This is a genomic window from Peribacillus sp. NPDC058075 (assembly GCF_042885195.1).
Taxonomy (GTDB): domain Bacteria; phylum Bacillota; class Bacilli; order Bacillales; family DSM-1321; genus Peribacillus.
Map to the genome: position 1 here is coordinate 135849 of NZ_JBHVSL010000002.1, position 25383 is coordinate 161231.

The following is a 25383-nucleotide window of genomic DNA, read 5'->3' on the forward strand; positions in this document are numbered from 1 at the left end:
GCTGCTAGTTTTTAAAAGCTGATACAGGTCCCAATTCATTTGTTAAATAGTTCCTCACCAAATCAGGGAATTGTTTGAATGCCTCGATATTTTCCGAAAATACGGTATGGAGTTCTTTGTGATTCACTTCAATGAAGTCTTGAACCAGCATTTTCCTTAATGGCAAAACCTTTTTGAATTGTATGGCTTTTTCTTCTGAAATCACTTTTTCATCTTGAAGGATATCGATAATATCTTCATAACTTCCTGGATCACGCATAATGAAACCATCAATTACCGCATTTCCTACATCCAACACGGAATCGATGGAAGTTTGTATGAGCCTTTCTGCGATAAGTTCCGAAAGGTCTCCATCCCAATTATCATGCCCTTCAAACAGTCCAAGCTGCTTTTCAAGAAAACCTAATATTTGTTCAATTTTTTTGCGGTCTACAAAGTACATTATTTCCAGATCCTTTCTGATCTAAGATGATATAGGGAATTATTGGTTGAATGATCGGCATAGGTAAAACCCTATGCCAAACCAACCTTATTCATTGATAATACCATAGCTTCTCCCTTACTCTCAATTCCTTCAACCACAACCATTGCACCATCCAATTACGAACAGGAGCGCTGACTTACACATTGTCTTTTCTACAGGTGGGCATTTTTCGACGTCCACTCCAAGAGAACCAATTCATGATCCCATTTATATTCTTAACCATTTTCATTTAATCGATGAACACAATGATTGCTGGATGTTCTCGAAGCATCAGGGGAGGGATCAAGTTCTCCAGCCGGCAGCCCAGAAAAATGTCTGTTCCCCTATTGAAGTCACTTTGTTATGATGGAACTACAAATGTGAAGATAAGAAGGGAATGAGACTATGGAAGATCGTTTTTATTTATACAATGATGTCGTTGATTCAAAAACCCGGTTCATAAGCTTCATGGGAGAGGAATCGAGATTCGATCTGGCCATTACGACTACCGATCGGTTTTATGGAAAGAAGCTTGTTTTGAATATGCAGAGTAACCGTTTCGCGATTATTGGGCCCGATGATTTAGAAGAGGAAGGCTATCTTGAGCATGCCTTTCAGTTGTCAGAAGCGGAGGCCGAGGAACTGCGCCACTTTTTAATGGAAATCGTCTGAGTGCTGAAGTTTTTTATCTTAAACGGGAAAACCTACTGAATGTAAGATCGATTTCATGAGGGGGGATTATCTTGGACAAAGAAGAATACCACGATTTTTCCAATGTCGAAAAACAGAGGGATTATTTAATTCCTGAAGAATTTCCCGAAGGACCTTTAGGATCACCCATTGCAAAAGATGCACCAGTTCAGAACAAAAACACACCGTGGCAGGAAGGGCAACGATATCAAAGCGCCTTCAATTATGAAAATAAATCGTTGCACGAAGGCTTACCTCGACAATATCCTGGTGCACATCCGACACATGATGATCCAGAAAAAGATGAACAGCCTCCTTATAAAGGCTATGGCAACTCTTAACATGGAAGGCCAGAGTGAATTCTGGCCTTTTTATTTCTTTACTTTCTTCACGACGAAATAAGGACAGCCAAAATTGCAGTATTCATATAAATATTCACTAAGCGTGCTTATTTTCGTATCGAAGGTCGCTTTCTGATTGGAATCATCAAAAAATCCACGCAGCCTTAATTGTCCGTAACCCCAATCCCCTACTATATAATCATACTTCGTTAAAATCTCACTGTATCTGGCCTTAAACGCTTCTTCGTTATAGCCTTCCCTTTCATCCTCAATTATTTCGTAGGTCATGTTATTGATGGTAATCATTGTTTTCACCTCTCATAAATACATTTCTTCTTAAATTATAACTGATTCGCCATCAATTACTAAGCGAAAAATAGAGAAATATGTTCATCCTAAAGTTATGGGGGTGTTATTGATGAAAAAAACGATAATAACGATAGGTTTAAGCTCGATTATTGCACTAACCGGATGTGCTGATAAAGAAAAAGATCAGGGGATGGGTGCAAAAAACCATGCCGGTAACCCAACAAACGTAAATAATCCAACTCAATATTATGATGAGGATTATCGTAATAATGACAATAAAAGTAATGATTTCGGTTTTACCCGCACCAATAGTGCAACCATTGATGGCCGTAACATTTCCAACAAAGCTGCTTCCATTGACCGTGAACAACTGTCCGATGTCATTTCTAAACTGAGTGTTCAGATTCCAAATGTCAATGATGCCGCTACCCTCGTTACTGATGAGGAAGTGCTTGTCGTATATGATACCAATGCCAAGGATAGAACGGAAACCGCAGACCAAGTTAAACGTACTGCCATGTCCGTCGTTCCTCGCTACTATCATGTCTACGTCAGTGATGATTATCAAACCCTTGCCCAAGATGTCGAGAACTTCTCAACATTGAAATCCGGCAGCAAAGGAATTGACTATACGATCGAACAAACGATCAAAAGAATGCTGAAATCGCCTCAAGGATACAAAATGAGTGACACAGAAAATGAAAATGGAGAAATGGTTAACGATAAAAGAGATCATCATGATAACATCCATCAAAAAATGGATAGCCGTTGAATAAAAAAGGACCGAATTTTTCGGTCCTTTATTTCACTCTATTTCAATAATTCTTCACCTTTGCTTTGCTTATGCTTAGCCGCAGCATTAACCTGTTCATCCGCATGGTAGGATGAACGGACAAGCGGACCGGATTCGCAATGGCTGAAGCCTTTTTCCAATGCACGTTCTTTCAGTTCGGCAAATTCCTCAGGCGTGTAGTATTTCAGCACCTTTAAATGCTTTTTAGTCGGCTGTAAATACTGACCAATCGTCATGATATCAACATTATTAGCCCTTAGGTCATCCATCGTTTCGAGGATTTCCTCCCGCGTTTCACCCAGACCTACCATTAAACTGGATTTTGTCGGGATTTCCGGATACAGTTCCTTGGCTCTTCTTAAAAGCTCCAAAGAACGTTCGTACTTGGCCTGAGCCCGTACACGGTCGGATAAACTTCTGACAGTCTCTATATTATGGTTCAGGATATCTGGTTTAGCATCCATCAAAGTCTTGATATTTTCAAACTCCCCGCCCATATCAGACGGTAATACTTCAATAGAAGTAAATGGATTTTTGCGACGGATGGCACGAACCGTTTCAGCGAAAACTTCAGCGCCTCCATCCTTTAAATCATCACGGGCAACAGCTGTAATGACGACATGCTTTAAATTCATCAAAACTACGGAATCGGCAACACGCTCAGGTTCAGCCCAGTCCAATTCATTCGGACGGCCCGTTGTAACCGCACAAAAACGGCATGCCCTTGTACAGATTTCACCTAAGATCATGAAAGTAGCCGTTCTTCTCACTGCCCAGCATTCGTGAATATTCGGACATTTTGCCTCTTCACAGACTGTATGAAGATTTTTCTCGCGCATCATATTTTTTAAACCGAGGTAATTTTCGTTAGTATTAAGCTTTATTTTTAACCAATCTGGTTTACGAAGAATTTCTTTATTTGTAGAAGACATGAAAATGCCACTCCATTCTATAGAAATTAACACACCCTACTTTAACAATAATAAAGCATTTATACAAGTTATAGTTGGTTTCCCATTATTTATTTTTCATGTTTATAGCTAAATCAGCAAAACTATAAAAGATGGATGGACTGATGTATTTTAATTACGGAAAATGTCATGAAAGGAGCCTGCCCCGTTGAAAAGTTTATTCCTTCTTACTATAACTTGTTTGTTAATTTTGAATGCACCAGGCCAAGTGGCTGATGCTGCCAATACCCCAGATCCTTATAAAGGGAGAATGGAGCTATATAAAAATATGGAGGCTACTCTCCAAATCCCGTGGTATTACCTTGCTGGAGCTGATCAATATGAGCACAGCCTCAGGGCTGCACGAAGGGACTTGGAGCCGGCAAAGGGTTTAATAGGCATCCACATCGAGCCTTCAAAGTGGAATGGGGCCCTCAATCCTGACTTAAATGATGTGAACCCGCTCACGATCACATTTTTTGATGGATTGGGCCAGGATGGCAATGGTGATGGCAAAGCTGATATCAATAATGATACCGATCGATTATATGCTTTTTCGAAGCATCTCCAATCTTATGGTGCAGATGAAGATAATATCCGGATCGGCTTGTGGGATTATTATAAACGAGATAAAGCAGTCAGCATCATTATCGGCAATGCCGAGATTTATAAGAAATATGGCCGGCTGGATTTACAGGAAAAGGCCTTCCCCGTTCCAGTACGGACTCATTATACGTACTTGAATACATGGGGAAGCGCTCGTGGATGGGGTGGAAGGAGAATCCATGAGGGCACTGATATTTTTGCAGATTATAGCCTTCCCGTTCGTTCCACCAGCTATGGAATCATCGAGATGAAAGGCTGGAATAAATTCGGCGGTTGGAGGATTGGGATACGGGATTTAAATAATACTTATCATTACTTTGCCCATTTAAGCGGCTTTGCCAAAGGGTTGAAAGTAGGACAAATCGTCGAGCCCGGACAAGTCATCGGAGGTGTCGGCAGTACAGGTTACGGTCCTCCGGGAACTTCGGGAAAATTCCCTCCTCATCTTCATTACGGGATGTACAAAGACAATGGAATCACAGAATGGAGCTTTGATCCTTACCCTTATTTAAGATTGTGGGAAAGGAAAGATTTGGCTAAAAAACGAAAGTGAGCGGCGTGAATTTTTACGCTGCTTTTTTTTGATTTCAACATAAACCCCTGAACTTGATGCATAGGTATTAGTAAAGGGGGCTAAAGCGTGTTCCGAAAAAGATTTCGACCGAAGAAATTTCGAAAAAAGGGGCCTCTTCCCACCCGAAAAGTATTTCTCTATTCATTTATCCTGTTTATCATATCAAGCATCATGACTCTTTGGTACGTGGACAAATCAATCGAACCCGTGATCATGAGTGTAGCCGAATATGAAATCAAACGGATTGCAACGGAAACGATTCATGAATCGGTTGATGAGAATATAGCCAAGGTTGATATGAACAAAATCATCACCAACAACAAGGGCGGTAAGGACTCCAGTTCCTCCTATAGCTTCAATCCGGTCATATACAGTGAATTGCGGGCTAACATAACGAAGGACATTCAAAAGAAACTTGGCATCAAACAGGGAAACCCATTTAAAACAGGTTCAGCCAAAATAAATGATGAACAATATAAAAGTGTGGTTTATTATATACCATTTGGTGTTGTAACCGGGAATAACCTCCTTTCCAATTACGGACCTGAAATCCCAGTGAAAATGTCAGTTATCGGGAATGTTGAATCGGATTTGAGGACAAAACTGACAAACGCAGGCATCAATAATGTTTATTATGAATTGATTGTGGATTTTGATGTCAATATTCAAATCGTCATCCCATCTTTCACAAAGGAGACCAAGGTGAGTCAGGAAGTGACAGTCGGAAGCCTGCTGATCGAAGGGGATGTTCCAAGTTATTTTAGTAACGGAAACGGTTCGGTGGCACCTGCGATCATGAAGGAAAACAAGGAATGACAAAACCAGCTTATCCTTGAGGTTAGGCTGGTTCTTGTATATTTAGACATTTCATGATAAGCAAATGCAGGTTTTTATTCAAGTCCACTTCATAGGGCTCTTTTATCTGCTCCCCGTCTTCTTCTAGTATCCTTATCATGGGGCGGTCTCCAATCCCTTCATTTTGAGCGGATACCACTCCTTTCCTTCCATCATTCAATTCTACTGATAGACCATTAGGATAAATGGCAACCGCCCTGCGGAAAGCCTCGATGATCGTATTGTCGAACTTTTTCCCGACTCCGGCATAAAGGACTTCCAAACCTTGATGCGGCAGCATGGCCTTACGGTAAACCCGATTGGAAGTGACTGCATCAAACACATCGGCAACGGCAATGATCTTGCCGAAATAATGGATTTCATCCCCCTTTATCCCACGGGGATATCCAGATCCATCTAACCTTTCATGATGCTGATAGGCACAATTCGCAACTAAAAGTGAAACGGTATGAACATTTTTGATTAAATGAAATCCGTAATCGGCATGTTTTTGGATTTGTTCAAACTCCTTTTCCGTCAATCTGCCGGGTTTACGTAGGATTTCCAAAGGCACGAGCATTTTACCGACATCATGTAAAATCGCCCCAAGCCCAAGAATCTCGAGGTTCTTATTATTGATATTCAATTCCATCCCGATCGCCAGGGTATATAAGGTCACATTGAAAGAATGCGTAAAGATATAGTCATCGTATGTATAAACGTCGGCCAATAATGTCATTAACTCTTTATTCCTTTTCAGCTCGTCCATGATGTTCCGGACTATTTGAGTGAACTTGACGTTAGCCTGCTCTATCGTGAATGATCCATCAAAGTTCATTTTGTTTTTCATGTCCAGGAAAGTGGTTTCAATCGTATTAATGGCTTCTCTTCTAAGTTTCCCGGACACTGGGGGCATTGGAATGATGTCATCCGTCCTGGAATCTTGAATGTAAACAAAGGGTATATTAAGGGACACCAGTCGATTGATCATTTTCTGCGTTAATGTAAGACCCTCGCACAATAGGACATGGCCCCGCTCATTATAGATGTTTTTACCGAGCCTTGCTCCAGGGCTTAGGGACTTTGTAATAGCTAGCCTCATACTTGTACCCCATCTCCCCATTAAATATTTGTAAATCAAACCGTTTATTTCCTTTATAAAGATTATCGGAAAATATTTTGATAAATGAATCTGTTTGAATATATTTATTGAAAAATATCAGCATTTTCATAAAAAAAAATAAGGCCCCCTTCTGAATAAAAAGAAAGCCCGCCTTTTCAAATCATTTTGATTAATGCCTCTTTACCAATCATTCCTGGATGAATGCCCCTTTCCACAGCCTCCCAGGTAACCGATTCAAGCGGCGCTTCCAATAACTCTTCAATCGATTTAACTCCTGTAGCCCTCCCTGCAAGGATTTTACGATCTTTCAATTTATCATTCAGCAGTCCAACATCTAACGCACCGCACATTATATACCCTTTTTCAGACGCGACAGCAAGTAAATTCGTTTTTGGAAGTCGGACAGAAATGGCTAGGAATGTATGATTATCAAGAATTATTGGTATCATGTTAATCAATTGGTTTCGCCCCTTTCTTCCCCATACTTTATGAAAAAAAGGGCGAAACCGTGATTTAGCGTTAGGCGTTTGTGTATATTTTTTTCAGCTTCCATAAAAGGATATCCCGTAAGAATTCCGGCAGCAAGTATTCCTTGCGATTGGAGCGCTGGATACTCGGAAAGAAGTGCCCAAACGTGAACATATCAGGTATTGCCAGTTTATAGGACTTATCTGCCTGCAGTTTCTCCCCTTTTATAAGGATCCCTTTTACGATTCCATTCTCCATTTCGTTAAATTCAATTTGATCATAATGCATGGCTCCCATGATATTTCCGCGGAAACCGAAACCTTTCACCTGAATATGAGGCCACTCCTCATTTCTTGATTGCATTAAGATTTCTTTTAATTCATTCCCATTAACTTCAACGACGCAAGGATTGATGGGATGAGGACAGATTCTGTGAATATCCCCTATTGTGACAGGTCCCTTTGGCAGCCCTTCAAGCAGGAGGCCTGCATTCAAAAAGGAACAATCCGCCTGACTCCACTCCCTTAGGGCCTCCCCTAGGATTTCCGTCAAAGGACTTCCTTTGAACCAATCATTATCCAGTGCTTCGGGTAAATCCACTGCAACCTGTTTTAGCGTTTCCCCTCCGGCCTGGTATATCTCTTCAATCCATGACCGTTCATTCTCCAATTCCAAAAAGTCATTGGTATCATAAAGAATGGCACGCTTATGGCTAACTTTCTTTTCCTGATTGACGGTCATTTCCACCTGTCCAACATAAAAACCATATTTCCCTGCACCGCAAAGGAGGGTATCATTGATCAATTTACCCTGGTGGAGGATGTGGTGGGTATGCGCGCCAAGTATGATGTCAATCTCCGGAAAATCCTCTGCCATCCTCTCATCATCATGGATGCCCAGGTGGGAAAGGATGATGATTATATCCGCCTCTGTTTTGACCTTTTCAAGCTGTTCCTTTAACTCCACGAATGGTTCTGTTATTTCCCAGCCCAACGCAGAATAAAACTTTTGAAAATAAGCTGTCAAACCTATCATGGCTATTTTGGTGCCCTTTACCGTCGTATGTATCCAATATGGCAGCGCCCATTCCGGCCTTTCATTATCACCGTAATAAATATTGGCTGCCAAGACCTTGAACCTTGCATGATCATATAAGGAGTCTAATGCATCATGAGGTAAAGTGATCCCTTCATTATTGCCGATGGTCACATATTGGTAGCCCGCTTCATTCAGCAGCTCAATATTGCCTTTACCCAACGTACCTTCTGTATATGGATGCCAGCGATCCACATGATCGCCTATATCCAGTATGATTGCTTCTTCTCCCGTTTCTTGATGAAGTTGTCTTCTTTCTTTAAGAAACTTATCAATACGAGGCCAATTCTCAAAATGACTATGGAGATCATTGGTGTGATATATATGAATGACTTCTGACATCATTTCTCCTCCTCGTTTATCCTGAAATACCTTGGTATATAAGACGTAAACCAAAGATTATCAGCACTATTTTTAACATGTTTTCCAGCGACGCACTCTTAAGGCGCGTATTGATGAATACGCCCAATTTAGCACCGAACCATGCACCCGGAATCAGGGCAAATGCATATGGCCAATTTACATTTCCAAGGGAAATATGGGTAATTGAATTAGTGATGGATGATAAAAATACCATGAACATCGAAGTCGCTACAGCCATATGCGGAGGGAAGAAGAAAAGAAGCATCATGACGGGAACCATTAAGGCCCCACCGCCAATGCCAAATAATCCGGAGCAAAATCCCACGACAAAGGAAATCAATACAGCTAATACGGGATGATAACCATAAGAAAATGAATGTCCATTTTCAGTTTCATACGTTTTCACTATTTTCCCTTTTCCAGGCTTGAAAAGCATTGGCTTCAAACGATTTTTCACTAATAACACAATGGCCATGAAAACCATGAAAATACCAAAGTATAATGAAAAAGCTTCGGCGTTAAGGTTTTTATTCACATAAGCCCCTATTATTCCACCAGGAGCACTGCCAATAAAAAAGATTAAGCCGGCCTTATAATCCACCACTTTATGTTTTAAATAAGATAAAGTGGAAGATAAGCCGGTAAAAATCATGATTACGGTTGAAACACCTACAGCGACCTGAGGAGTCAGCTCATCAATAATATTTGTAGATGTACCTAAATATAAAAGAGAAGGCACAATGATGATGCCGCCGCCAAGACCGACAAGAGCTCCGATTGCTCCCGCAAATAATCCAATACCCACTAATACTAGCCATACCATGTAGAAATCCGCCTTTACCTGTTTGTGAGGATATGACCTCTACTAGTGGTCACACTATCACTTTATTTAATTATATATATCCTCTTAAAACAAACCAAGCTGCTTAGGAGCCAGCCCTTCATATTCTATGCCAAGCAACTCAATCATTTGTTTGGCATTATCAGCGGCGTCTCCGCCTGAATTATTATTGAACAGCACAAATATATCCTTGGATTCCTTTTCCAATATCCTGATTTTCTCCACCCATTCAGTCAATTCCTGCTGATTATATCGATATAAGTACCTGACCTCTCGCCAATTATCACCCGAAGAAGGCCTTTGCCAACCATGCAGGTTACGGCCATGAAAGCGTATCAGGGTTTTATCTTTATCGGTGGCCTGCAGAACGACTGGAATGGATCCCTCACCAGCCTGCGGCTCATCGCATACAGTATGGATCCAGCCTTCCTTTTCGATAAAATCCAAAGTTTGCTGGACTACGTTAGACCTGTACCAGCTTTGATTCCGAAATTCTATGGCCGCTGGAATATCGCCCATTTCAGCTTTGCACCATCGCAGGTAATTCACATTTTCACGTTTACAATCAAACCATGGCGGAAACTGAAATAAGACCATCGCGAGCTTTCCGGACTTCTGATAAGCTTCCAGAGAGTCGCAGAATGCCTTGTACATTTCCTTCTTACTTTCAAATGGGATTTCCCCACGCTGATGTCCTGTCATCCCTTGATAAGCTTTAACGACAAACTGGAATGATGCCGGCGTCTCGGATACCCACTTTTCACTGTTCCTCTTTGGCTGGACTGCATAAAAGGAGGCATCCACCTCCACAATGGGAAAATGAGCCCCGTACTCTTTAAGTTTATCACGTTGGGATACACCGCCATGATACAAACTATCATGATCTCCCCAACCGGTCACACCAACATAAATCATCTGTACCATCACTCCCTCGAGACAGGCCCCATTTCCTGACTTCTATTGTTATTTTTACCCTTATTGAGCCATATCTAATCTTTCGTATAAAGGTGGTGAATACCAAAACAAAAAGCCTGCCAGACAGACCCGGCAGGCTTTTGTTTTGGTATTCTAAATCGCCTTACAGGCAGGACGGACGGTCATTATCCGATGGAGCCTTCCATTTCAAACTTGATCAAACGGTTCATTTCAACCGCATATTCCATTGGAAGTTCTTTTGTAAATGGTTCGATGAAGCCCATTACGATCATTTCCGTTGCTTCTTGCTCAGAAATTCCGCGGCTCATCAAGTAGAACAATTGTTCTTCTGATACTTTGGAAACCTTCGCTTCGTGTTCAAGGGAAATGTTATCATTCAAGATTTCATTGTAAGGGATTGTATCGGATGTAGACTGATTATCCATGATTAATGTATCACATTCAATGTTGGAACGAGCTCCATCCGCTTTACGTCCGAAATGAACGATACCACGGTATGTTACTTTACCGCCCTGTTTAGAAATTGATTTTGATACAATCGTTGAAGATGTATTTGGCGCTAGGTGAATCATTTTTGCTCCAGCATCTTGGTGTTGGCCTTTACCGGCAATGGCAATCGATAATGTCATACCGCGGGCACCTTCACCTTTTAAGATGACAGCTGGATATTTCATTGTCAATTTGGAACCGATGTTACCATCAATCCATTCCATTGTTGCGTTAGCATCACAAACCGCACGTTTCGTAACCAGGTTAAACACGTTGTTTGCCCAGTTTTGGATCGTCGTGTAACGGCAATAAGCATCTTTCTTGATGACGATTTCGACAACCGCACTATGAAGGGAGTTAGTTGTATAAACAGGAGCTGTACAACCTTCTACATAGTGTACGGATGCGCCTTCATCAACAATGATTAGCGTACGTTCGAATTGACCCATGTTTTCAGAGTTGATCCGGAAATATGCTTGAAGCGGAGTATCCACTTTAATGCCTTTTGGTACATAGATGAAAGATCCACCTGACCAAACTGCCGAGTTCAATGCCGAGAATTTATTGTCAGTTGGCGGAATCGTTTTTCCAAAGTGCTCACGGAAGATATCTTCATTTTCACGAAGTGCTGAGTCGGTATCTTTAAACACGATACCCAAGTCTTCCAATTCTTCTTTCATGCTATGGTAAACCACTTCAGATTCATATTGAGCAGATACGCCAGCAAGGTATTTTTGTTCAGCTTCAGGAATTCCCAATTTATCAAATGTCTGTTTGATTTCATCAGGAACCTCATCCCAAGACTTCTCTGATTTCTCTGATGGCTTAACATAGTATGTGATTTCATCAAAGTTAAGGCTCTGCATGTCGCCGCCCCATTGAGGCATTGGCATGTTGTAAAAATGCTCCAATGATTTCAAACGGAAATCAAGCATCCATTGCGGTTCATCCTTCATTCGAGAAATTTCTTCCACGATTTCTTTTGTCAGACCACGCTTTGAACGGAAGATGGAAACATCTTTATCCGCAAAGCCATATTTATAATCGCCGATATCAGGCATTTTCTTTGCCATAGCTCGTATTCCTCCATTTCAAATGGCTGAATGACAACAGCTCATTTTAATTTAATTATTCCTTCAAACCCTTTTCCATGGCTTTCCAAGCGAGAGTAGCACACTTGATTCGTGCAGGGAATTTGGAAACGCCTTGAAGGGCTTCGATATCCCCAAGGTCTATCTCATCGTCGTATTCTTTTCCCTGAATCATTAAGGAAAAAGTCTCGGACATCGCTAGAGCAGTGTCAACATCTTTGCCCTTAATGGCTTGAGTCATCATGGAAGCTGAACTCATGGATATCGAACAACCATCACCATCGAATTTAACATCGCTGACCTTGCCCTCTTCGATTTTCATCGTTAAACGAATCCGATCGCCGCAAGTTGGGTTATTCATATCGATTGTCATGCTTCCATCTTCTAGCATGCCCTTATTACGCGGTTTCTTATAGTGATCCATTATGACTTGACGGTAAAGTGTATCTAGGTTATCAAAAGACATTACTGAAATACTCCTTCGTTTTAACAAGCCCGGACACAAGCTTATCAATATCTTCTTCCGTGTTATATAGATAGAAACTTGCTCTTGCTGTCGCTGATACGTCAAGCCATTTCATTAATGGCTGTGCGCAATGATGACCGGCACGGACAGCAATTCCATCTGCATCAAGAACGGTAGCGACATCATGTGGATGTACGTCATTAATATTAAAGGTAATTACACCCGCACGCTTTTCTGCATCTTTAGGACCGTATATGGTCAGCCCTTCAACTGCTGACATTTTCTCCATTGCATATGCAGCAAGCTTATGTTCATGCCGTTCAATATTATCCAGACCGATTTCTTCCAAGAAATCGATTGCAGCCCCCATGCCGATGGCGCCTGCAATGATTGGGGTACCGCCTTCGAATTTCCACGGGAGTTCTTTCCATGTAGACTCATACAAACCTACAAAATCAATCATCTCTCCGCCGAATTCTATCGGTTCCATTTTTTCAAGAAGGTCTTTCTTGCCATATAATACGCCGATACCTGTTGGACCGACCATTTTATGACCTGAGAAGGCAAAGAAATCACAATCCAAATCACGGACATCCACTTTTAGATGCGGTGTGCTTTGTGCCCCGTCGACTACCATAACAGCATTATGATCATGGGCAATTTTTGCGATTTCCTTCACAGGATTGATAACGCCAAGTACATTCGAAACCTGCATGATCGACACGATTTTCGTTGCTTCAGTAATTGTAGCCCTCACATCGTCAAGGGAAATCGTGCCATCCTCTTGAAGCGGAATATACTTCAATACAGCGCCTTTTTCTTTGGCAAGCTGCTGCCACGGAATGATATTACTGTGATGCTCCATGTAAGAGATGACGATTTCGTCACCCTCTTTAATATTTGCACCACCGTAACTTCTTGCTACAGTATTCAAAGCAGTCGTTGTGCCTCTGGTAAAAATGATTTCTTCTGTAGAAGAAGCATTAATGAATTTACGTACCTTTTCACGAGCACCTTCATACGCATCCGTAGCTTTTGTTCCTAGTGTATGCACTCCGCGGTGAACATTCGAGTTGTATCCGCGGTAATATTGCTCAATCGCTTCAATCACTGCAGCCGGTTTTTGAGAGGTTGCAGCACTATCTAAATAAACTAATGGCTGACCATTGACTTCTTGATCTAATATTGGAAAAAGCTTACGAATTTCGTATGGGTTCATTACTGTACTTTCCTTTCAATGACCGCTACTAATTGTTTTTTAACTCCCTCAATTGGAAGCTGGTTAACAACAGGGGCCAAGAATCCGTGAATGACAAGTCTTTCTGCTTCTTTCTTTGTAATACCACGGCTCATTAAATAATACAGTTGAAGCGGGTCGACACGGCCGACGGAAGCAGCATGACCAGCCGTTACATCATCTTCATCAATCAAGAGGATCGGATTGGCATCTCCGCGTGCTTTTTCACTTAACATCAAAACGCGAGACTCTTGTTCGGCATTGGCTTTTGTAGCACCATACTCTATTTTCCCAATTCCATTAAAAATGGAGGATGCGGCGTCTTTCATGACACCATGCTTAAGGATATAGCCCTCTGAGCGTTTGCCAAAATGAATGATGGCTGTCGTGAAGTTCTGCTTTTGTTCCCCGCGTCCGACTACAACGGATTTAGTATCACCGTGTGAGCCATCGCCCATTAGATATGTTGTATTATCTGAAATCGTATTTCCGTCGTTCATCAGGCCAAGCGCCCACTCAATTCGAGCGTCACGTCCTGCCACTCCACGGCGGTTAACGTATGTCGTGAAGCCTTTTGAAAGAGTATCGACCGCTCCGTATTCGACTTTGGCATTCGCATTTGCAAATACTTCCGTTACGATGTTGGCAATCCCTTCGTTAGACTCAACGCTTGAGAAGTAATTCTCTACGTATGTGACAGAGCTATTATCTTCCGCTACGATCAAGACATGGTTGAAAAGTGTAGTATCAGGATTATCCAACAGGAATACCGATTGAATCGGCTCTTTGATTTCTACATTTTTCGGAACATAAAGGAATGCCCCCCCATTAACTAATGCAGCATGAAGTGCCGTTAAACGATGTTCATCTATTTTAACGCCATCCTTCATGAAATATTTTTGCACAAGCTCAGCATGGTCACGAGCCGCTGTTAAAATATCTGTAAAGATGACGCCTTGCTCTTTCACATTTGCTGACAGATTGATATGTGCCGGCGTATTATTGCGTTGAATATATAAGTTTTCATTTTCTTCAATGATGGATTTAATTTCTTCCGGAAGCTCCTCTAAAGAGGCAAAAGCTTCACTTTCAACCGTATGGGTCTGGAAAGAAGTGAAATTCCATTTATCAATCTTCGTTTTATCCGGCTTTGGCATCGGGAGCTTTTCTAATTCAGAAAACGCTTGAATCCGAAGCTCGGATAGCCAAGCTGGATCATTATTTTTAGTTGAATAGGAGCTTATATCCTCTTGTTCAAACGGTAATTTCGTTTCTGTAGTCATTGCAAATCCTCCTACTTACGCTTCTTCGCCAACAGTTTCGTCTTCAATGCCCAATTCTTGTTTGATCCAATCATAACCTTCCGCTTCCAAGCGGGCAGCAAGTTCAGGACCGCCTGATTTTACGACGCGTCCTTGCATCATTACATGTACAAAATCAGGAGTGATGTAATTTAATAGACGTTGGTAGTGAGTGATGATCAAGCATCCAAAGTCTTCTCCGCGCATTTCATTGATTCCTTTTGAAACGACTTTAAGTGCATCGATATCTAGACCTGAATCAATCTCATCCAAGATTGCAATTTTAGGTTGGATCATCATTAATTGAAGAATCTCGTTGCGTTTTTTCTCTCCGCCGGAGAAACCTTCATTCAAATAGCGTTGCGCCATATCTTCATCCATTTCAAGGAATTCCATTTTTTGATCCATTTGACGGATGAACTTCATCAATGAAATTTCATCGCCTTCTTCACGGCGTGCGTTAATGGAAGAACGTAAGAAGTCAGCATTTGTAACACCGCTGATTTCACTTGGATATTGCATAGCTAGGAATAGACCGACACGAGCGCGCTCGTCGACTTCCATTTCCAATACATCTTCACCATCGAATGTGATGCTTCCGCTCGTTACTTCATATTTAGGGTGACCCATGATTGCTGATGATAAAGTGGATTTACCAGTTCCATTTGGTCCCATGATCGCATGGATTTCTCCACCTTTAACTTCAAGGTTTACCCCTTTTAAAATCTCTTTACCTTCAATTGATACGTGAAGATCTTTAACCGTTAATGTAGAAGCTGACATAATAATACCTCCGTGAACTAATTCCAATTTTATTACCAGAAAGTAAAGATTACTTTCTATCACTATAATTTACGTAAAAGCATTCTCACTTTATTCTCATTCCAATTTTATAACAAATCCAATTTAGAATCAACTAAATAGATAGGGTTTCCACTTCTTCCATGTTAAAAACTTGTCCCATTCTTACTATACTAACAGATATAGCCTGTTTACTGCATAATCATACTTATTTTAGCTTTTGTTAAAATTATCTTATTATTCGGCAAATCTTCGTCCTTATTAATATATGTTCGAAGAATTCGATTGCAAGGTATGAACGTTCCGCTATAAAAAGAAAAAAATCGGACTGTCAGGTATTATGTAAGTTTATCCAATAAGGAAACCCTTATTTTATGGACCACTTTCCATTTTACCTCTACAGACCGATCTTTTAAAGAACTACTTTTATATGCTTAGCCGTGAATTTTGCGTTGCAGGTCCTGGACCATTTTGTTGCACTTTACATGTTCCCTATCCCGTTCTTTCTCAACCTCGATACGGAGGTCTAAATTTCTACTGTATTCACTGTATCCAATCCCATGTGAAGACTGCATCGCCTTTTCCATTTCGCTTGTTACATTTAAATCCAGAGTATTGATAGTGAACCATCCTTTCAAATTTGTGAATCATTTTTTTACCTTCATTATCTCTATACCCTTTCCTTTTCTGATTAAACATGAAATGAATTAAATTAAGCCAAAGACTGAAACAAACTGGATCATCAATAAGTTTGTCTACAGTTTTTAGGTGTTTAGGTTTTCAAAATTTGAACGTTACTTTCTGCTTCAGGCACTCGCTTTCCGCGGGCGGTCCGGAAGCCTCCCCGGCGCTTTTGCGCCTGCAGGGTCTCTCCCTTGACTCGCTTTTCCCGCAGGAATCTCGTACCCTCCGTTCCAATCCACTAAGACCAAACAATCAGATAGAATCACTTTCACCTAAGGTTTCCAAAATGAAGTGCCTCACTTCTCTAAGTCCGGAAAAAATTATGAGCGACGCATTATGTAAAAGCTGAACGGACAAACCAGCACGCTTATTCATTTATTCGTCAGCAGACCGTAATGGATTTGTGTTGGGACGATAGTAAGCGGTAAAATTCGTATTAAGAGCCTCTGATTGAACAAGTGATTAAGAAGCTGGAAACCCTGAAGCTGTTGACGCAGATGCAACTAACAAAACACCAGCTTTCTCTTTACACGTCCTCGAACAAAAAGAGAGATTCTTGTGCAACCATGGCTGTATGTAATATGAGCGTTTTGGTTATTATCTCTGCCCCTTGGCACTCAACAACAAATATAGAAGGCTATCGTGAGTACAAATCGCTTTAAATGCTTCAAATCCAATATAAAAACAAAAAGGTTTCGGAATGAGTCTATTCCGAAACCTTTTTGTTTACAAACTGCTGCCTGAATTAAATCAGGTCGCCATTCTTGAATTATTTATCCGCGGGTACAACTGCACCTTTGTATTCTTTAAGAATGAAATCTTGAATTTCTTTAGAATGCAATACTTCTACAAGCGCTTTTATTGCTTCTTTATTTTCGTCACCTTTGTTTACGGCAATGACATTCACATATGGTGATTCCGAATCTTCAATTGCAATCGAATCTTCAAGCGGATTCAATCCTGCGTCAATTGCATAGTTGGAGTTGATCAAGACTGCATCGCCTTCGCCGCTCTCATAAATTTTAGGAAGCAGGGCGGCTTCATAATCAGCATCAAATTTAAGGTTTTTCTTATTTTCAACGATGTCTTTAGTTGTAGCCGTCGTTTTATCGATGCCTTCTTTCAAAGTGATCAGGCCATTCTTTTCCAAAAGGGATAAAGCGCGTCCATGATCAGCGACAGAGCTGCTCAAAATGATCGTTGCTCCATTAGGAAGTTTATCGATGCTTTTATATTTTTGAGAGTATAGTGCTATTGGCTCGATATGGATTCCCCCAGCATTGACGAAATCATATCCATTTTCTTTAATTTGCGACTCTAAGTAAGGAATGTGCTGAAAATAGTTAGCATCCAATTCCTTATCATTCAACGCCTTATTCGGTAAAATATAGTCCTGGAATGTTTCAATTTCCAAATCGATTCCTTTTTCTTTAAGAAGCGGCTTAGCTTCTTCAAGGATTTCAGCATGAGGAACATTGGATGCCCCTACAACTATTTTCTTCGATTCTTTCTCCGTATCACTGCCGCTTTTATCCTTTTCACTTCCACAAGCTGCCAAAGCGATAGATAACACTAAAATTAATGCAAATCCTAAAAACTTTTTCATCCTATTCATCTCCCTTTATCTTTTGTCCAATTTAGATGTAATCACATCTCCAATAATTTGAATTATGAAGACGATAATTAGAATAACGATCGTCGCTACAAGCGTAACGTCATTTTGATTTCTTTGATAGCCGTCCAAATAGGCTAGATTACCAAGCCCGCCTGCGCCGATGACCCCGGCCATCGCGGTATATCCAACCAATGCAATCGATGTTACCGTAATCCCGGAAATAAGGGCAGGCATCGACTCTGGAAGAAGGACCTTCCAAATGATCGTGCTCGTTTTTGCCCCCATCGATTTAGCTGCTTCAATTACCCCTTTATCGATTTCACGAAGGCCGATTTCAACCATACGCGCATAAAATGGTGCCGCACCGATAATAAGTGCCGGCAGTGCAGCGTTCTCTCCGATCATGGAACCGACAAGCGCTTTAGTGAAAGGAATGAGCAGCACAATCAAAATAAGAAATGGAATGGAACGGAATATATTGACGACAGCGCTCATGACCCCGTTGACTGCCCGGTTTTCCCACATATTACCCTTCCCTGTCAGGAACAGGATCAATCCTAATATTATACCTATAAAAAAGGTTGCCACTACAGAGATGCTTGTCATGTAAAGCGTTTCCCTCGTAGCTTCAATAATGTCTTCCCAATCAACATTCGGCAATAATTCTTCAAGCATGAGTAATCACCTCCACGCCTACCTGCTGTGCTTTAATGAATTCGATTGCGCGGATCATTTCATCCTCAGTGCCATCAAGATGGATAAACAATGTTCCATATGAACCGCTTCTTGTTTGGGATATCTTGCCTTGAACGATATTGACATCCAACTCGAAATTACGTACAAGTTTGGTGATCAACGGGCTTTCTGCATGATCGCCTACAAAGGTCAATTGAATCACTTTGCCTTCAGGATAGCGTTCGAGCAAATGGTCCATCGTTTCTTTCGTTTCTTCCGGTTCCGTTACCTGTTGCACGAAACGCTTCGTCATTTGTTCTTTAGGGTTCTTGAAAACATCCAGGACAGGTCCCTGTTCAACAACTTGCCCGCTTTCCATCACGGCGACGCGATGGCAGATTTTGCGTATCACATGCATTTCATGTGTTATCAAGACGATCGTCAATCCCAAGCGCTGATTGATGTCAACAAGCAATTCGAGTATGGAGTCGGTAGTCTGCGGATCCAAAGCAGAAGTCGCTTCATCACACAGCAGCACTTTAGGGTCGTTTGCCAGAGCCCTGGCAATTCCCACCCTTTGCTTTTGCCCTCCGCTTAATTGTGAAGGATAGGCCTTTTCCCTGCCTTCCAGTCCGACTAACTTGATCAATTCGTTCACACGCTTGGTTCGTTCAGTTTTTGAAACTCCTGCAATTTCCAATGGGAAAGATATATTCTCCTGAACGGTCCTCGACCATAATAGATTGAAATGTTGGAAAATCATGCTGATTTCTTGACGGGCCTTACGGAGCTGAGCCCCTTTAATTTTTGAAATTTCCTTCTCAGCCACCACAACGGATCCCTCTGTGGGAGTTTCCAATCCATTCAGCATTCTGATTAAAGTGCTTTTCCCCGCTCCACTATAACCGATGATACCGAAAATCTCGCCTTTATTTATTTCAACATTCACATTATTTACAGCCTTGATCGTCTCACTGTTTCCTTTTCCTGTTCGGAACAGTTTACTGACTTTTGTCAATGTAATCATTAATCCTCACCTCTTTTATCCAATAAAACCTATGAACTTAGTTGATTTCTCTACATTATTAGTCTGTTTCTCATATCATGCACATGTTTCCCCCATTAAAAACAGAAAAAACCTTTCTGCATGAGCAGAAAGGCAGGTGAAGAAACAGGCCTTTCTCTCATCTGCCAAAGTAATTAAACTTTGTGTGAATTGGCACCTTTCCAAGGAAATCTCCTTGTCGGTTGCCGGGTTTCATCGGGCACATCCCTCCACCTCTCTTGATAAGAGCTAATATATAGAATATTTGTACATCATTAAGTTCTTTAGTATGGAGAAATTTTATCATAGATAAAAAAGGAGCGCAATGTATAATATTTCTAGTACAAGCATATACAGAAACTTTACTTAAACTGTTTTGGATGTCAAGGAGACGATATTCGTTGCTTTTTCAATTGCCTGCTCCAAATCTTCTAGTAAATCCTCTACATTTTCAATCCCAATCGATAAACGGACTTGGTCGGCACTCACACCCGCTTTCGTAAGACCCGCCTCATTCAATTGTTGATGGGTCGTACTGGCTGGGTGGATGATCAAGCTCTTCGCATCACCAACATTCGCTACATGGGACCATAATTTCACCGCATTGATAAGTTTTGCCCCAGCTTCTCGATTACCTTGTATCCCAAATGTAACGACAGATCCAGCTCCCTTTGGCAAATATTTACCCGCAAGGGCTTTATCGGGATGATCCTCATCACCAGGATATGAAACCCAAGTCACGGCAGGATGGTTTTTTAAATATTTAATGACCGACTTGGTGTTTGCCAGATGCTCTTTCATCCTTACATGAAGCGTTTCAAGTCCAAGCGTAAACTGGAATGCACTTTGAGCACTTAGAGCAGGGCCTAAATCACGGAGTAACTGGACTCGGGCTTTCGTTATGAACGCGGCAGGTCCAACTGCCTCGGCGTATACCAGACCGTCGTAACTTGGGTCAGGCTCCGTGAAGCCAGGGTAATTTGGCGAGTTCCAATCGAATTTCCCACCATCCACGATGACACCGCCCAGCGTCGTTCCATTTCCCAGAAGCCATTTTGTAGCAGAATGGATGACAATATCCGCTCCAAAATCAATTGGTCTGCATAGATACGGTGTCGCAAAGGTATTATCAATGATCAAAGGTATTCCTGCATCATGGGCGATTTTCGCTACCGCTTCTATATCAAGCACCCTCAAACTTGGATTTCCGATCGTTTCAGCAAAAATGGCTTTAGTTCTTGGCGTAATCGCCCTTTTGAAATTTTCGGGGTCATCAGGAGAAACGAACTTCACTTTGATTCCATATTTCGGAAGAGTGTTTTCAAAAAGGTTATACGTACCGCCATATAATGTGGAGGCTGAAACAATCTCATCCCCTGCAGCAGCAATATTCAGAATTGAAAGTGAGATGGCCGCCATTCCGCTTGCTGTTGCCAATCCGCCGATACCGCCTTCCAATAAGGCCATTCTTTCCTCAAAAACGCTGACCGTGGGATTATGAAGTCGTGAATATATATAGCCATTCTCCTTTAGGCCAAATAAATTCGCTGCATGGTCGGTGTCTTTGAACAAGTATGCATTGCTTTGGTAAATAGGAACTGCACGGGCACCTGTTCCATCAGCTTGCAGACCGCCATGTACACTCAATGTTTCGAAACGCAACTTTTTCTCTGACATATGATTTCACCTTTTTCTATGGATTTAGTTGGAATTATATGATGGTCTCTGGTCTTTTATAAACAAAAAAACCACTTCAGCAAGAAGAGGTTTCAAGAACACACCTCATCTACCAGAGCCAACACTCTGCTGGAATTAGCACCGTATATAAAATTTATACCGGTTGCCGGGCTTCGTCGGGCCAGTCCCTCCGCCACTCTTGATAAGAACTATTAAATTCTGCCGTTACTTATTCAAAATATAGCATTTTAGATTAACTCAGTCAATGAATTGTTAGAATATTCTTTTTTTAATTTTTTTCTCGCATTCAAATGTCCGCAACAAAGAAACCAACCACGGTTCTGATTGGTTTCTTAGTTGATTTCCTTAAGCAATCCGTACAAATAAGGAACGGATTGAAAAGCATATATTTTTTTGTGCAGCTGTCCTTCTTTGAAAAGCAATAAACAAGGAACACTTTCGATTTCATATGTTTCGGCCATTGCATGGACATAATTCATATTCATTTTGCCTGCCTTCAATTCCGGGAATAGCTCCAGGGATATCGTCAGCATCTTGGAGGCAACCTGACAAGTGCCGCATAAAGGGGTATATAAATATAAGCAAAAAGTTTCCCCATTTTCAACAGCAAGCTTACACTCTTCTTCTTTCCATTCCTGCATCAATTAGTCGTTCACCCTTTGACTTAAAAATTTCATTTTCACATTCATATTAGCAGATAGAAGCACAGTTGCGATATGATGTTCGGGCGAGCTTTCCACTTCTTTGTACATTTTATTAATATACAGGTGGTTCGCTTCCGGCATTTCCCTTCGGAACTGCTTCCGCAGCTTTTCTCCTGATTCATCTGCGTCAAAAAGGAGATAAACATCACGGTCCATCAATTCATCCACTAATTCATCCAGTTTAGTTAATGATATGGTCCCATTCGTACATCTTATTTCCACATCTTCATTTAAAACGGAGGCAACTTTTCTTCTATCGGAACTGCCTTCTACAATGATCACTTTATCGAATTCGCCCCACTCCATGTCATCACTCCATCTCACGAATTATGTGTGCAACTGCCACAGTACAAAATGAAAAAGAGAGCAGGCCTTTTCAGTCCCCCCTCTCCTTTCTTTTAACCGTTGATTAAACTCTCATACTCTTCAGCGCTCATCAAGTTTTCAATATCACTGCTATTGGATGGCTCAAGCACGACCATCCATGCCTTTTCATAAGGAGACTCATTTACATATTCAGGGTTGTCACTTAAATCTTCGTTTACTTCAACAACCTTGCCACTGATAGGAGCATAAAGCTCAGAAACGGTCTTAACGGATTCAACACTTCCGAATGGTTCGTTCGCTTTCAATTCATCCCCGATTTCCGGAAGCTCAACGAATACGATGTCCCCAAGCTCAGACTGTGCGAAAGCTGTAATTCCAATGCGCACTGTTCCATCTTCCGTTTTGACCCATTCATGTTCTTTAGTGTAACGAAGTTCTTTTGGTGTTGTTGTCATTATTAACCCTCCATATGTACATCTTATTTTATCTATTCCATTATAAGGTAGATTGTTTGTTTAAGTAAGGAATTAACCAAATATTTCGAGAAATTTTCAGTTCCAAACCTGTTCGAATTGCTCCTCTTTGAAACCTACCGTCACTTTGGTGCCATCCGTAACAATCGGCCTTTTCAGAAGCATGCCATCCGTGGACAATATATCAAGCATCTCTGCTTCAGAAGCTTCTTTCAGCTTATCCTTTAAGCCAAGCTCCCGATATTTTTGACCGCTAGTATTGAAAAACTTCTTCAAATCCAAATTGCTGATTTTATATAGTTGTTCTATTTCTGTTCGCGAAGGCGGATTTTCCGCTATATGGATTGCTTCATATTGCAGTTCATGATTATCCAGCCACTTCTTCGCGTTACGGCATGTACCGCATTTTGGGTACCAATATAATGTTAAGCCCATCATTTCACCACCTATCAATAGAATACCCGTTTTCATCAAGCAATACAACGAATTGTCTTTTGAATTTCCAATGCGATTTCATCAAAGAAAATAAAGGGAATGCCTTTTCAGGCATTCCCTTTATTTTCTTTGATTCATTGCTTAAAGAGCATATTTTTCAGCTTCGATTACCTTGACGGAAGCTTCACGTTTTTTCGCAATGACATTGATCGGGTTATGTCTTGTCAGCTTGCGGAGCGACGCAAGCATGATTCGAAGAGTATCGCCTGTTTCCACTGCGATTAATGTTTCCTTTGCGTGCTGTTCTATTTCATTGAAAGCTTCCTGAACAAAGATTTCAGTGTAAAGCACCTTTTGTTTGTTCTTCTCCAGACCTGTAGCCGCTATTGCTTTTTCCGTACGCAATACCACGGATTCCGCTGCATAGGCAAGGGATGCGATATCAGCAATGTTGGAGAGGATTTCTTGTTCTTGATCAAGAGTTTTGCCGTATTTCTGTGCAGCAAGGCCAGCTGCCAGAATCCCGATTTTCTTAGCGTTTCTAACAAGCATTTTTTCTTGAGCCAATGGTTCATCACCAGGTTCTTCCGGCATCATCATCATTAATTCCTCTTGCAGGCCTTGAGCCTTTTGAAGAAGCGGCAATTCCCCTTTAAGTGCTTTCTTCAGGAAAGTTCCAGGGACAAGCAATCGATTGATTTCATTTGTACCTTCAAAGATCCGGTTAATCCGGGAATCACGATATGCTTTTTCAATTTCATACTCCTGCATGAAACCATAGCCCCCATGAAGCTGTACGCCTTCGTCCGTAACATAATCCAACACTTCGGAAGCGAAGAATTTATTCAATGAACATTCAATTGCATATTCAGCAATTGCAGCCGCCATTGATTTCCCATCTTTCACTTGCTCATCCGTCAATTTGCTTTGTCTTTGTTCATAAAGGCCAACGGTACGGTATACAGAGCTTTCTGCTGCATAAATTTTGGATGCCATTGTTGCAAGTTTTTCTTTCGTCAAGTTAAAATCGGAAATTTTCGTTTTGAACTGTTGACGTTGATTCGTGTAAGCTGCCGTAATTTCAAGGGCACGTTTAGATCCGCCGACAGCACCGACGCCTAATTTATAACGGCCGATATTCAGGATATTGAAAGCGATGACATGCCCTTTTCCGGCTACCCCCAAAAGGTTTTCGACTGGTACATGTACATCTTCAAGGATTAATGTACGTGTGGATGAGCTTTTGATTCCCATTTTCTTCTCTTCAGCACCAGTTGATACGCCTTTATAATCACGCTCAACAATGAAAGCAGAGAATTGTTCGCCGTCGATTTTGGCGTATACACAGAAGACATCTGCAAAACCTGCATTTGTAATCCATTGTTTTTCACCATTTAAAATATAATGTGTTCCTTCGGCATTCAATTTCGCTGTCGTTTTTGCTCCCAAGGCATCTGAACCTGAGCTTGGTTCCGTTAAGGCATACGCAGCAATCTTCTCACCCGTTGCCAGTAAAGGGAGGTATTTTTTCTTTTGTTCTTCATTCCCGAATAATACGATCGGCAAAGATCCGATCCCTACATGTGCACCATGCGTAATTCCAAAGCCGCCTGAAAGTGCCATTTTTTCTGTAATCAATGCAGAACTGATTTTATCAAGACCCAATCCGCCGTATTCCTCAGGAACGTCAGCACCAAGTAAACCGATTTCACCTGCATGCTTCAGTAATTTAACGGAACGGTCAAATTCATGGTTTTCTAAATGTTCAACCTGCGGCAGAATTTCATTCACTACGAAATCCTCAGCAGTTTTGGCGATCATTTTATGCTCATCAGTATAATCTTCCGGTGTAAACACTTGATCATACGTAATATCTTCCACTAAAAAGGCTCCGCCTTTAATGAGGTTATCTGTAGTTTGATTGGACATGTTATTTCCTCCTAAGTTTTAAGATAG

General features: G+C 41.3%; 29 protein-coding genes and 2 riboswitches. Of the genes, 5 read left to right on the top strand and 24 right to left on the bottom strand.

The window, feature by feature from the left end:
- Positions 1-4: 4 nt before the first annotated feature.
- Entirely contained in the window at positions 5-442 is a 438-nt protein-coding gene (locus ACFVS1_RS18395) for a DUF86 domain-containing protein (protein WP_352923784.1), read from the bottom strand.
- Between the two features lie 426 nt (positions 443-868).
- Between ACFVS1_RS18395 and ACFVS1_RS18400 the strand changes: the two genes are divergently transcribed.
- The gene (locus ACFVS1_RS18400; RefSeq protein WP_098371475.1) at positions 869-1135 is read left to right on the top strand and encodes a DUF3055 domain-containing protein; all 267 of its coding nucleotides are present in this window, start codon (positions 869-871) and stop codon (positions 1133-1135) included.
- A gap of 71 nt (positions 1136-1206) precedes the next feature.
- On the top strand, positions 1207-1494 hold the full coding sequence (locus ACFVS1_RS18405; protein WP_387549607.1) for a cytosolic protein: 288 nt from the start codon (positions 1207-1209) through the stop codon (positions 1492-1494).
- A gap of 30 nt (positions 1495-1524) precedes the next feature.
- On the opposite strand, the gene ACFVS1_RS18410 is transcribed toward ACFVS1_RS18405, so the two are convergent.
- Complete coding sequence (locus ACFVS1_RS18410; protein WP_101223644.1) at positions 1525-1800, bottom strand: YutD family protein; 276 nt, start codon at positions 1798-1800, stop codon at positions 1525-1527.
- A gap of 112 nt (positions 1801-1912) precedes the next feature.
- Between ACFVS1_RS18410 and ACFVS1_RS18415 the strand changes: the two genes are divergently transcribed.
- Positions 1913-2575: a YhcN/YlaJ family sporulation lipoprotein gene (locus ACFVS1_RS18415; RefSeq protein WP_387549610.1), complete on the top strand. Its 663-nt coding sequence runs from the start codon at positions 1913-1915 to the stop codon at positions 2573-2575.
- 38 nt (positions 2576-2613) lie between these two features.
- On the opposite strand, the gene lipA is transcribed toward ACFVS1_RS18415, so the two are convergent.
- A complete protein-coding gene (lipA, locus tag ACFVS1_RS18420) occupies positions 2614-3528 on the bottom strand; it encodes a lipoyl synthase (RefSeq protein WP_241592722.1) in 915 nt (304 codons plus the stop codon).
- Positions 3529-3715: 187 nt separating this feature from the next.
- Between lipA and ACFVS1_RS18425 the strand changes: the two genes are divergently transcribed.
- Entirely contained in the window at positions 3716-4705 is a 990-nt protein-coding gene (locus ACFVS1_RS18425; RefSeq protein ID WP_387549612.1) for a M23 family metallopeptidase, read from the top strand.
- An 87-nt stretch (positions 4706-4792) separates the two neighbouring features.
- Positions 4793-5542 (top strand): sporulation protein YunB, encoded by a 750-nt coding sequence (gene yunB, locus ACFVS1_RS18430; protein ID WP_101223646.1) that lies wholly within the window; start codon positions 4793-4795, stop codon positions 5540-5542.
- A gap of 22 nt (positions 5543-5564) precedes the next feature.
- Here the strand turns inward: yunB and ACFVS1_RS18435 are convergent, their stop codons facing one another.
- The 21 genes from ACFVS1_RS18435 to ACFVS1_RS18530 all read right to left on the bottom strand — a co-directional run bounded on the left by ACFVS1_RS18435 (position 5565) and on the right by ACFVS1_RS18530 (position 25356).
- The gene (locus tag ACFVS1_RS18435) at positions 5565-6662 is read right to left on the bottom strand and encodes an HD-GYP domain-containing protein (protein ID WP_352923788.1); all 1098 of its coding nucleotides are present in this window, start codon (positions 6660-6662) and stop codon (positions 5565-5567) included.
- Positions 6663-6838: 176 nt separating this feature from the next.
- A complete protein-coding gene (locus tag ACFVS1_RS18440; protein WP_352923790.1) occupies positions 6839-7141 on the bottom strand; it encodes a YunC family protein in 303 nt (100 codons plus the stop codon).
- A gap of 61 nt (positions 7142-7202) precedes the next feature.
- A complete protein-coding gene (locus ACFVS1_RS18445) occupies positions 7203-8588 on the bottom strand; it encodes a bifunctional metallophosphatase/5'-nucleotidase (protein ID WP_387549616.1) in 1386 nt (461 codons plus the stop codon).
- A gap of 16 nt (positions 8589-8604) precedes the next feature.
- Positions 8605-9432 (bottom strand): sulfite exporter TauE/SafE family protein, encoded by an 828-nt coding sequence (locus tag ACFVS1_RS18450; protein ID WP_387549618.1) that lies wholly within the window; start codon positions 9430-9432, stop codon positions 8605-8607.
- Positions 9433-9516: 84 nt separating this feature from the next.
- A complete protein-coding gene (locus ACFVS1_RS18455) occupies positions 9517-10365 on the bottom strand; it encodes a DUF72 domain-containing protein (protein ID WP_387549620.1) in 849 nt (282 codons plus the stop codon).
- Positions 10366-10550: 185 nt separating this feature from the next.
- Positions 10551-11948 (bottom strand): Fe-S cluster assembly protein SufB, encoded by a 1398-nt coding sequence (sufB, locus tag ACFVS1_RS18460; protein WP_133351228.1) that lies wholly within the window; start codon positions 11946-11948, stop codon positions 10551-10553.
- Between the two features lie 55 nt (positions 11949-12003).
- Positions 12004-12432, bottom strand: a complete 429-nt coding sequence (gene sufU, locus ACFVS1_RS18465) for a Fe-S cluster assembly sulfur transfer protein SufU (RefSeq protein ID WP_352923798.1) — start codon at positions 12430-12432, stop codon at positions 12004-12006.
- Entirely contained in the window at positions 12422-13651 is a 1230-nt protein-coding gene (locus ACFVS1_RS18470) for a cysteine desulfurase (protein ID WP_101223652.1), read from the bottom strand. Before ACFVS1_RS18470 ends, sufU begins: the two co-directional genes overlap by 11 nt.
- Positions 13651-14952 carry a Fe-S cluster assembly protein SufD gene (gene sufD / locus ACFVS1_RS18475; protein ID WP_207438845.1) on the bottom strand — a complete coding sequence of 434 codons (1302 nt, stop codon included), beginning with the start codon at positions 14950-14952 and terminating at the stop codon, positions 13651-13653. Before sufD ends, ACFVS1_RS18470 begins: the two co-directional genes overlap by 1 nt.
- A 15-nt stretch (positions 14953-14967) precedes the next feature.
- A complete protein-coding gene (gene sufC, locus ACFVS1_RS18480) occupies positions 14968-15753 on the bottom strand; it encodes a Fe-S cluster assembly ATPase SufC (RefSeq protein ID WP_034310141.1) in 786 nt (261 codons plus the stop codon).
- Between the two features lie 452 nt (positions 15754-16205).
- A complete protein-coding gene (locus ACFVS1_RS26915; RefSeq protein WP_471802854.1) occupies positions 16206-16358 on the bottom strand; it encodes a YuzK family famiily protein in 153 nt (50 codons plus the stop codon).
- A 219-nt stretch (positions 16359-16577) separates the two neighbouring features.
- The gene (locus ACFVS1_RS18485; RefSeq protein WP_387549624.1) at positions 16578-16727 is read right to left on the bottom strand and encodes a hypothetical protein; all 150 of its coding nucleotides are present in this window, start codon (positions 16725-16727) and stop codon (positions 16578-16580) included.
- A 497-nt stretch (positions 16728-17224) separates the two neighbouring features.
- Entirely contained in the window at positions 17225-18061 is an 837-nt protein-coding gene (locus ACFVS1_RS18490) for a MetQ/NlpA family ABC transporter substrate-binding protein (protein WP_352923801.1), read from the bottom strand.
- Positions 18062-18076: 15 nt separating this feature from the next.
- Complete coding sequence (locus tag ACFVS1_RS18495) at positions 18077-18745, bottom strand: methionine ABC transporter permease (protein WP_387549627.1); 669 nt, start codon at positions 18743-18745, stop codon at positions 18077-18079.
- Complete coding sequence (locus tag ACFVS1_RS18500; protein ID WP_352923805.1) at positions 18738-19772, bottom strand: methionine ABC transporter ATP-binding protein; 1035 nt, start codon at positions 19770-19772, stop codon at positions 18738-18740. The genes ACFVS1_RS18495 and ACFVS1_RS18500 overlap by 8 nt, the downstream gene beginning before the upstream one ends.
- 154 nt (positions 19773-19926) lie before the next feature.
- Positions 19927-20039, bottom strand: a riboswitch (SAM riboswitch).
- 117 nt (positions 20040-20156) lie between these two features.
- Positions 20157-21467 carry an O-acetylhomoserine aminocarboxypropyltransferase/cysteine synthase family protein gene (locus ACFVS1_RS18505; RefSeq protein WP_387549630.1) on the bottom strand — a complete coding sequence of 437 codons (1311 nt, stop codon included), beginning with the start codon at positions 21465-21467 and terminating at the stop codon, positions 20157-20159.
- 102 nt (positions 21468-21569) lie between these two features.
- Positions 21570-21676: riboswitch (SAM riboswitch) on the bottom strand.
- A 144-nt stretch (positions 21677-21820) separates the two neighbouring features.
- Positions 21821-22129, bottom strand: a complete 309-nt coding sequence (locus ACFVS1_RS18510; protein ID WP_387550125.1) for a thioredoxin family protein — start codon at positions 22127-22129, stop codon at positions 21821-21823.
- A 3-nt stretch (positions 22130-22132) separates the two neighbouring features.
- Positions 22133-22498, bottom strand: a complete 366-nt coding sequence (locus tag ACFVS1_RS18515) for a toprim domain-containing protein (protein WP_048688210.1) — start codon at positions 22496-22498, stop codon at positions 22133-22135.
- A 92-nt stretch (positions 22499-22590) separates the two neighbouring features.
- Positions 22591-22974, bottom strand: a complete 384-nt coding sequence (gene gcvH, locus ACFVS1_RS18520) for a glycine cleavage system protein GcvH (protein WP_034310122.1) — start codon at positions 22972-22974, stop codon at positions 22591-22593.
- Between the two features lie 96 nt (positions 22975-23070).
- A complete protein-coding gene (locus ACFVS1_RS18525) occupies positions 23071-23427 on the bottom strand; it encodes an arsenate reductase family protein (protein ID WP_241592704.1) in 357 nt (118 codons plus the stop codon).
- A 141-nt stretch (positions 23428-23568) separates the two neighbouring features.
- Complete coding sequence (locus ACFVS1_RS18530; protein WP_387549633.1) at positions 23569-25356, bottom strand: acyl-CoA dehydrogenase family protein; 1788 nt, start codon at positions 25354-25356, stop codon at positions 23569-23571.
- Positions 25357-25383: the final 27 nt, after the last annotated feature.

Bases quoted from the DNA above. Each gene is read 5' to 3' on its own strand.
- ACFVS1_RS18435 (WP_352923788.1), bottom strand. From the start codon at position 6,662: ATGAGGCTAGCTATTACAAAGTCCCTAAGCCCTGGAGCAAGGCTCGGT.
- lipA (WP_241592722.1), bottom strand. From the start codon at position 3,528: ATGTCTTCTACAAATAAAGAAATTCTTCGTAAACCAGATTGGTTAAAA.
- sufC (WP_034310141.1), bottom strand. From the start codon at position 15,753: ATGTCAGCTTCTACATTAACGGTTAAAGATCTTCACGTATCAATTGAA.
- ACFVS1_RS18470 (WP_101223652.1), bottom strand. From the start codon at position 13,651: ATGAACCCATACGAAATTCGTAAGCTTTTTCCAATATTAGATCAAGAA.
- ACFVS1_RS18410 (WP_101223644.1), bottom strand. From the start codon at position 1,800: ATGATTACCATCAATAACATGACCTACGAAATAATTGAGGATGAAAGG.
- sufU (WP_352923798.1), bottom strand. From the start codon at position 12,432: ATGTCTTTTGATAACCTAGATACACTTTACCGTCAAGTCATAATGGAT.
- ACFVS1_RS26915 (WP_471802854.1), bottom strand. From the start codon at position 16,358: ATGGAAAAGGCGATGCAGTCTTCACATGGGATTGGATACAGTGAATAC.
- sufB (WP_133351228.1), bottom strand. From the start codon at position 11,948: ATGGCAAAGAAAATGCCTGATATCGGCGATTATAAATATGGCTTTGCG.
- ACFVS1_RS18445 (WP_387549616.1), bottom strand. From the start codon at position 8,588: ATGTCAGAAGTCATTCATATATATCACACCAATGATCTCCATAGTCAT.
- gcvH (WP_034310122.1), bottom strand. From the start codon at position 22,974: ATGACAACAACACCAAAAGAACTTCGTTACACTAAAGAACATGAATGG.
- ACFVS1_RS18455 (WP_387549620.1), bottom strand. From the start codon at position 10,365: ATGATTTATGTTGGTGTGACCGGTTGGGGAGATCATGATAGTTTGTAT.
- ACFVS1_RS18510 (WP_387550125.1), bottom strand. From the start codon at position 22,129: ATGCAGGAATGGAAAGAAGAAGAGTGTAAGCTTGCTGTTGAAAATGGG.
- ACFVS1_RS18505 (WP_387549630.1), bottom strand. From the start codon at position 21,467: ATGTCAGAGAAAAAGTTGCGTTTCGAAACATTGAGTGTACATGGCGGT.
- ACFVS1_RS18530 (WP_387549633.1), bottom strand. From the start codon at position 25,356: ATGTCCAATCAAACTACAGATAACCTCATTAAAGGCGGAGCCTTTTTA.
- ACFVS1_RS18395 (WP_352923784.1), bottom strand. From the start codon at position 442: ATGTACTTTGTAGACCGCAAAAAAATTGAACAAATATTAGGTTTTCTT.
- ACFVS1_RS18495 (WP_387549627.1), bottom strand. From the start codon at position 18,745: ATGCTTGAAGAATTATTGCCGAATGTTGATTGGGAAGACATTATTGAA.
- ACFVS1_RS18450 (WP_387549618.1), bottom strand. From the start codon at position 9,432: ATGGTATGGCTAGTATTAGTGGGTATTGGATTATTTGCGGGAGCAATC.
- ACFVS1_RS18490 (WP_352923801.1), bottom strand. From the start codon at position 18,061: ATGAAAAAGTTTTTAGGATTTGCATTAATTTTAGTGTTATCTATCGCT.
- ACFVS1_RS18415 (WP_387549610.1), top strand. From the start codon at position 1,913: ATGAAAAAAACGATAATAACGATAGGTTTAAGCTCGATTATTGCACTA.
- ACFVS1_RS18525 (WP_241592704.1), bottom strand. From the start codon at position 23,427: ATGGGCTTAACATTATATTGGTACCCAAAATGCGGTACATGCCGTAAC.
- ACFVS1_RS18500 (WP_352923805.1), bottom strand. From the start codon at position 19,772: ATGATTACATTGACAAAAGTCAGTAAACTGTTCCGAACAGGAAAAGGA.
- ACFVS1_RS18515 (WP_048688210.1), bottom strand. From the start codon at position 22,498: ATGGAGTGGGGCGAATTCGATAAAGTGATCATTGTAGAAGGCAGTTCC.
- sufD (WP_207438845.1), bottom strand. From the start codon at position 14,952: ATGACTACAGAAACGAAATTACCGTTTGAACAAGAGGATATAAGCTCC.
- ACFVS1_RS18400 (WP_098371475.1), top strand. From the start codon at position 869: ATGGAAGATCGTTTTTATTTATACAATGATGTCGTTGATTCAAAAACC.